This is a genomic window from Geomonas sp. (genome assembly GCF_035254065.1).
Classification (GTDB): Bacteria; Desulfobacterota; Desulfuromonadia; order Geobacterales; family Geobacteraceae; genus Geomonas.
This window is the reverse complement of the sequence record NZ_DATFBA010000020.1, coordinates 20401-27060: the sequence shown is the minus strand read 5'-3', so window position 1 is coordinate 27060 and position 6660 is coordinate 20401. Positions and strand designations below refer to the sequence as shown.

8 protein-coding genes are annotated in these 6660 nt (G+C 61.9%); all 8 read left to right on the top strand.

The annotated features are described in order from the left end of the window. On the top strand, nt 1-875 hold an 875-nt coding region (locus tag VJ604_RS01260; RefSeq protein WP_324079568.1), incomplete at its 5' end, for a glutamate-5-semialdehyde dehydrogenase. 88 nt (nt 876-963) lie between these two features. Further along, on the top strand, nt 964-1614 hold the full coding sequence (nadD, locus tag VJ604_RS01255; RefSeq protein ID WP_324079567.1) for a nicotinate-nucleotide adenylyltransferase: 651 nt from the start codon (nt 964-966) through the stop codon (nt 1612-1614). Continuing rightward, nucleotides 1604-1993, top strand: coding sequence for a ribosome silencing factor (rsfS, locus tag VJ604_RS01250; protein WP_324079566.1), 390 nt, complete (start codon nt 1604-1606; stop codon nt 1991-1993). Before nadD ends, rsfS begins: the two co-directional genes overlap by 11 nt. Further along, complete coding sequence (locus VJ604_RS01245; protein WP_324079565.1) at nt 1990-2454, top strand: 23S rRNA (pseudouridine(1915)-N(3))-methyltransferase RlmH; 465 nt, start codon at nt 1990-1992, stop codon at nt 2452-2454. The genes rsfS and VJ604_RS01245 overlap by 4 nt, the downstream gene beginning before the upstream one ends. A 66-nt stretch (nt 2455-2520) precedes the next feature. Then, nucleotides 2521-4068 (top strand): 2,3-bisphosphoglycerate-independent phosphoglycerate mutase, encoded by a 1548-nt coding sequence (gpmI, locus tag VJ604_RS01240; protein ID WP_324079564.1) that lies wholly within the window; start codon nt 2521-2523, stop codon nt 4066-4068. A 284-nt stretch (nt 4069-4352) separates the two neighbouring features. Then, complete coding sequence (locus VJ604_RS01235) at nt 4353-5015, top strand: flavodoxin family protein (RefSeq protein WP_324079563.1); 663 nt, start codon at nt 4353-4355, stop codon at nt 5013-5015. A gap of 97 nt (nt 5016-5112) precedes the next feature. Next, the gene (locus tag VJ604_RS01230) at nt 5113-5766 is read left to right on the top strand and encodes a lactate utilization protein (RefSeq protein WP_324079562.1); all 654 of its coding nucleotides are present in this window, start codon (nt 5113-5115) and stop codon (nt 5764-5766) included. A gap of 144 nt (nt 5767-5910) precedes the next feature. After that, a complete protein-coding gene (locus VJ604_RS01225; protein ID WP_324079561.1) occupies nt 5911-6630 on the top strand; it encodes a ComF family protein in 720 nt (239 codons plus the stop codon). Nucleotides 6631-6660: the final 30 nt, after the last annotated feature.

The following is a 6660-nucleotide window of genomic DNA, read 5'->3' as shown; positions in this document are numbered from 1 at the left end:
CGAACGTCACCGCGGACGCGGCGGCGCTGTGCGTCAAGTCCGGAAACGCCGTGATCCTGCGCGGGGGATCGGAGGCGATCCGGTCGAACGCGGCGATCGCCGGGATCCTGCGGGAGGCGCTCGTCTCGGCCGGCCTCCCGGAGTGCGCCGTTTCCCTCGTTCCGCGGACCGACCGCGCCGCGATCGACGTTCTCCTCACGAAAGAGGAATACGTGGACCTCGTCATCCCCCGGGGAGGGGAAGGGCTCATCCGGAGCGTTTCGGAGAAATCCCGGATCCCGGTGATCAAGCACTACAAGGGGGTCTGCCACATCTTCGTGGACGCCACCGCCGACTTCGAGATGGCGCGCGAGATCATCATCAACTCCAAGACCCAGCGCCCCGGCGTCTGCAACGCCCTGGAGACGCTCTTGATCCACCGCGACGTCGCCGAGAGCTTCGCCCCCTTCATCTACGACGTGCTGCACGGACTGAAGGTGGAGCTGCGGGGGGACGAGACCTTCCGGCAGTTTGCGCCCAAGGCGAAGAAGGCGACCGAGGAGGATTTCGAGGCCGAGTTCCTCGACCTGATCCTGGCCGTGGCGGTGGTGGACGACATGGACGCGGCCATCGAGCACATCAACCGCTACGGGTCGCTGCACACCGAGTCGATCATCACCGGCGATTACGGCAACGCTCAGCGCTTCATCCGCGAGGTCAACTCCGGCGTGGTCATGGTGAACGCCTCCACCCGTTTCTCGGACGGCAACCAGCTGGGGCTGGGCGCCGAGATCGGCATCTCCACCACCAAGCTCCACTCCTTCGGCCCGATGGGGCTGACCGACCTGACCACCACCAAGTTCATCGTGTACGGCGACGGACAGGTGAGGGGGTAGGGGAGCCTAAAAAGTCCCCCTTGATAAAGGGGGGAGCGTTTAAACAGGGTGGTGTCTTAGTAGAGATTCAAACCCGGAGCAAAGCATCGTGAAGATTGGCATACTGGGCGGGACCTTCAACCCGATCCATAACGCGCACCTTAGGATCGCCGAGGAGGCCCGGGACGTCTTCCAGCTGGACAGGGTGATGTTCATCCCGGCAGCCACCCCGCCGCACAAGCCGCATGTGGGAGAGCTCTCCTTCGCCAGCCGTCTTGACATGGTGCGCCTCGCCATCGCCGACAATCCGAGCTTCTCGGCCTCTGACATGGAGGGCCAACGCGGAGGGCGCTCCTACTCGATCGACACGTTGCGCGCATTGAAGGCGGAGTTCCCGGACGACGAGCTCTACTTCATCGTGGGGGCCGACTCCTTCAACGACATCTCGACCTGGCGCGAGTACGCCGCGATCTTCACCCTCTGCAACCTGGTCTGCGTGCAGCGCCCCGGCTCCACCATCAAGAGCCTCGCCAAGGCCCTCCCTGTTGCCATGGCACCGCAGTTCTGTTATGATTCCGCGGCTAAGCGTCTCAATCACAGCTCCGGCCATTGCGTCTACGCACTGGACGGGGTCCTGCTGGACATCTCGTCCAGCCACATCCGCCAGCTGGTAAGGGGGCGGCGATCGATCAGGTATCTGGTCCCAGATGCGGTCGATCACTACATTAAGGAACAAAGGTTATACATCGATGGAAGGTAAGGTAGTTATTTCGGCGGAAGAGCGTGCGGTCAAATGCGCGGCATTCGCATTGGACAAGAAGGCCCTCGACGTCAGGGTGCTGGAGATCAGGAAACTCTCCAGCATCGCCGATTATCTCGTGTTCGCCAGCGGCCGTTCCGACCGCCAGGTGCAGGCGATCGCGGACTCGGTAAAGCAGGGCTTGAGGCCCTTCGACCAGGTGCTCGACACGGAAGGTTACGACGAAGGGCGCTGGGTGGTGGTCGACTACGGCGACATCATCGTGCACATCTTCCAGGAGGAAGTGCGCGCCATCTACAACCTCGACGAGCTGTGGGACAGGGCCCGCGAAGTAGAGATTCCGGAGGAGTTCCTCTGGGAAAATAAAGAGCCGAAGTGAGGCTGAAGCTCCTTTGGGTCGGCAAGACCCAGGAGGCCTGGGTGCGGACCGGCATCGACGAGTATGCCGGGAGGATTAGGCGCTACATGCCGCTGGAGATCCTGGAGGCCCGCGAGGAGAAGGGGGCCGCGGCCCCGGCCATGCGGGAGCGGGAGTGCGAACGCCTCGCCAAGCTCCTCCCCAAGGGTGCCCGGCTGGTGGTGTTGGACGAGCGGGGGGAGTCGATGACCTCCCCCGAGTTCGCCTCCTTCCTCTCCAAGAGCCGCGACCAGGGGATCTCCGACCTGGTGTTCGCCATCGGCGGGGCTTACGGCTTCACCGACAGCTTCCGCGGCCAGGCCTTCAAATCGATATCGCTCTCCAAAATGACGCTCACCCACCAGATGGTGCGGGTATTTCTGCTGGAACAGATCTACCGCGGCTTCACCATCATCAACGGCGAGCCGTACCACCACGAGTAGCACGACGTATGAAATCAAGGTGAAGTCCTCTTCACCTTTTTTATTTCGCTCACCAGGGAGACGACCATGGCAAAAAAACCGCTGCTCTTGATGATCCTTGACGGCTGGGGCATCAACCCCGACCAGGAACACAACGCCGTAGCCAAGGCGAAGACCCCCAACATGACCAAGCTTTACGCCGAGTACCCCTCCGGCGAGATCGACGGCTCGGGGATGGCGGTGGGGCTTCCCTCCGGCCAGATGGGGAACTCCGAGGTCGGCCACACCAACATCGGCGCCGGGCGCGTGGTCTACCAGGACCTCACCCGCATCAGCAAGTCGATCGCGGATGGCGACTTCTTCGAGAACCCGGTGCTCATCGACTGCATGGAGAAGTGCAAGGCGGGGAGCGGCAGGCTCCACCTGGCGGGGCTCCTCTCCGACGGCGGCGTGCACTCACACGACACCCATCTCTACGCCCTGATCGAGATGGCCAAGCGCCAGGGGGTGAAGGATATCTTCGTGCACTGCCTGATGGATGGCCGCGACACCCCGCCGCAAAGCGGTGCGCAGTACCTGGCCAACCTGGAGACGGAGATCGGCAAGATCGGCGCAGGCAAGATCGCCACCGTGATCGGCCGCTTCTACGCCATGGACCGCGACAACCGCTGGGAGAGGGTGGAGAAGGCGTACCGCGCCATCGTGCTCGGCGAAGGGAACCGTTATTCCTCGGCAGAGGAAGCCATCAAGGCGAGCTATGCCGAAGGGGTCACTGACGAGTTCGTGGCGCCGAGCGTGATGCTGGACGGCACCGCCGACGCCATCGGCAGGCTGGGGGAGGGGGATGCCTTCATCTTCTTCAATTTCCGCTCCGACCGCGCCCGCGAGATCACCCGCGCCTTCACCGACGCCGCCTTCAACGGCTTCCAGCGCGAGGTGTGGCCGAAACTCTCCTCCTACGTCTGCATGACAACCTACGACGAGACCTTCGGGCTGCCGGTCGCCTACGGCGTGCAGGAGCTGACCAACATCTTCCCGGAGGTGATCGGCAACGCCGGGCTCACCCAGTTGAGGATCGCGGAAACCGAGAAGTACGCCCACGTCACCTTCTTCTTTAACGGCGGCAGGGAGACCCCCTTCCCGGGCGAGGACCGCGCGCTGATCCCCTCTCCCAAGGAGGTGGCCACCTACGACGAGAAGCCGGAGATGAGCGCCTACCAGGTGACCGAAGAGCTCTTGAGGCGGCTGGACGAGGACAAGTACGACGTGATCATCCTCAACTTCGCCAACGCCGACATGGTCGGCCACACCGGCATCATGGAGGCCGCCATCCGTGCGGTAGAGGCGGTCGACGAATGCGTCGGCAAGCTAATCGAGAAGGTTCGGGAGAAAGGGGGCGTGGCTCTGATCACCGCTGACCACGGCAACGCCGAGATGATGGTGGACGAGACCACCGGCGGACCGCACACCGCGCACACCTGCGACATGGCGCCGCTGGTGCTGGTGGATGACAGCCGCAAAGGGGTGAAGCTCCGCAAGGATGGTGTGCTGGCCGACCTGGCCCCGACCATGCTGGAGATACTCGGGCTCCCGCAGCCCAAGGAGATGACCGGCAAGAGCCTCATCGCGGGGTAAAAGACGACGGATAAAGAGTCAAAGGCTTAGCCCGCGGATGACACGGATGCGACGGGTTTTCGCGGGTAAAGCAACAGTGGCACAAGCTTGAAAGAAAAAATAGAATCAAAGGCTTTAACAGGGATGAACGCGGTAAAGGCGGATTAAAATCTTACTTCAAAAAGTTTTTACTTCCGTGAAGATCCGCTCAATCCGCGTCATCCGTGGTCAATGCTTTTGCTTGAAGATCCGTAACAATCGGTGTCGAATCGGCACCGTCCACCCTGCAAAAGAGGAAATGTAACGTGAAAATCGTAGCCATTAACGGAAGCCCCCGCGGCATGGCCGGAACCACCGGGAGACTGTTGGAAGAAGTGATCGCCGGCGCCCGGGAAGCCGGCGTCGAGGTCGATATCGTCTGCCTCTCCCAAACGCCCATTCAGCCGTGCGTCGCCTGCGACCTCTGCCACAAGGTAGGCACCTGCCCGATAAAGGACGACTACGAGATCATCAAGGCCAAGCTGGAGGCATGCGACGCCTTCATCCTGGCCAGCCCGAACTACATCTTCAGCATCACCGCCCAGATGAAGGCCTTTGTCGACCGTTGCAACGGCCTCGCCCATCGCACTGCTTTGGAAGGGAAATACGCGGTGGTCGTGGAGAGCTCCGGCGGCGGAGAGGACGAAGAGGTCCTCAACTACATGCAGCGGATCGTCAATTCCTACGGTGCCCAGTGCGTCGGCAAGATCGGCTCCCCCGGAGCCGGCCCCCGGATGTTCCCGGATCAGGAAGCGCTCTTCGAGAAGGCCCGGGCGCTGGGGAGGGACCTGTGCGCCGCCGTTCAGGAGGGGCGTCACTTCCCGGAACAGGACGAGTTTCGACTCGCCTTCAAGGCCAGGATGGCCTATCTGATCAACATGATGGGCGAGTGGTGGCCCTACGAGCGCGAGTACCTCGCCAGCCGCTGATTTCAAATTAATGCACTCCTCCATCACTCCCTCCCCTTCAAGGGGAGGGCAGGGGTGAGGATGGGGTTCGCCCGCAGACTGACTACGGAGGTAACGAATGAGCAAAACCGATGAACTGAACGACTGGGCCTTCGCCCTCAAGTGTGAAAAGGCCATCGAGGGCCTGAAAAAGAACGGCTTCGAGGCGGTCTACTGCAAAAGCGGCGAAGAGGTCTTCCACTACATCCTCAATGAGGCCGCAGAAGCGAAGAGCATCGGATTCGGCGGATCGATGTCCATTTCCGAGCTGAAGCTGGCCGACAAGCTGAAGAGCATGGGGAAGGAAATCCTCAACCACGGCGAGCCGGGGCTCAGCCCGGAAGAGAAGCTCGCCATCTGCCGCCGCCAGCTGACCTGCGATCTGTTCCTGACCGCCAGCAACGCGGTGACCCTGAAAGGCGAACTGGTCAACATCGACGGTAACGGCAACCGCGTGGCAGCCATGTTCTTCGGCCCCCTGAAGGTCATCGTGGTGGTCGGCAGGAACAAGCTGGTCGACGGGACCGTGCAGGACGCGATCAACCGGATCAAGAGCTATGCCGCCCCTCCCAACTCCAAACGGCTGAGCCTCGCCACGCCGTGCGCCACCACCGGTTTCTGCTCCGACTGCAACTCGCCGCAGCGGATTTGCCGGGTCACCACCGTAATCGAGAAGAAGCCGCGCAACACCGACATCAGGGTGCTGGTGGTGAACGAGGATATGGGACTTTAAAAACTAAAAGCATTACCACAGAGGAGACGGAGGATTGGCAGAGGACACAGAGGAGAATCTAAAAATATAGACTTTCCTCCGTGTCCCCCGTGCATCCTCCGTCTCCTCTGTGGTCGGCTTTTGACCTTGTCTTTAGGAGGCAGCATGCCGTTTCGTGCCCTGCTGGATCTCCTCTTCCCTCCACTTTGCCATGCCTGCAAGGCGTTCATCCCGCAGGCGGGCGACCTGCTCATCTGCGCCGACTGCCTCGATAAGATCTCCTTCCTCGTCTCTCCCCTTTGCACCACCTGCGGCACACCCTTCGCCACCCAAGGCGGCCTGGACCATACCTGCGGCGCCTGTCTCACCAGCCCTCCCTTCCACACCTGCCGTTCGGCCACCATCCTGGGGGGACCAGTCCAGGAGCTGATCCACCGGTTCAAGTACAGCTACCGCGTGCACCTTTCTCACCCGCTGGGCATCCTGACAGCAACGACACTGGCTCCCTTTTTCGAGGAGGCCGCGCCCGATCTGATCATCCCCGTCCCTCTGCATCGCAAGAGGTTGCGGCAGCGCGGGTTCAACCAATCCCAGCTGCTCGGCAACGAACTTTCCAAGCGCTGGCGGGTGCCGCTGGAAATAGGAAATCTGCAGCGGATACGTTGGACGGAACCGCAGATAACGCTGGACGCCCAGTCCCGGATGGATAACGTGCACGATGCGTTTGCGGTGATGAATGGGAAACGGCTGGCGGGAAAGCGGGTGCTGCTGGTGGACGATGTGCTGACCACGGGGAGCACCATACGTGCGTGTGCGGAAGCGCTGCGGGAGGGGGGCGTGGCTGCGGTCTCTGCCGTCACCGTCGCGCGCGGGGTGCAGCAGTAAAGGGTATCGTCCTACTAGAGCCGATATACC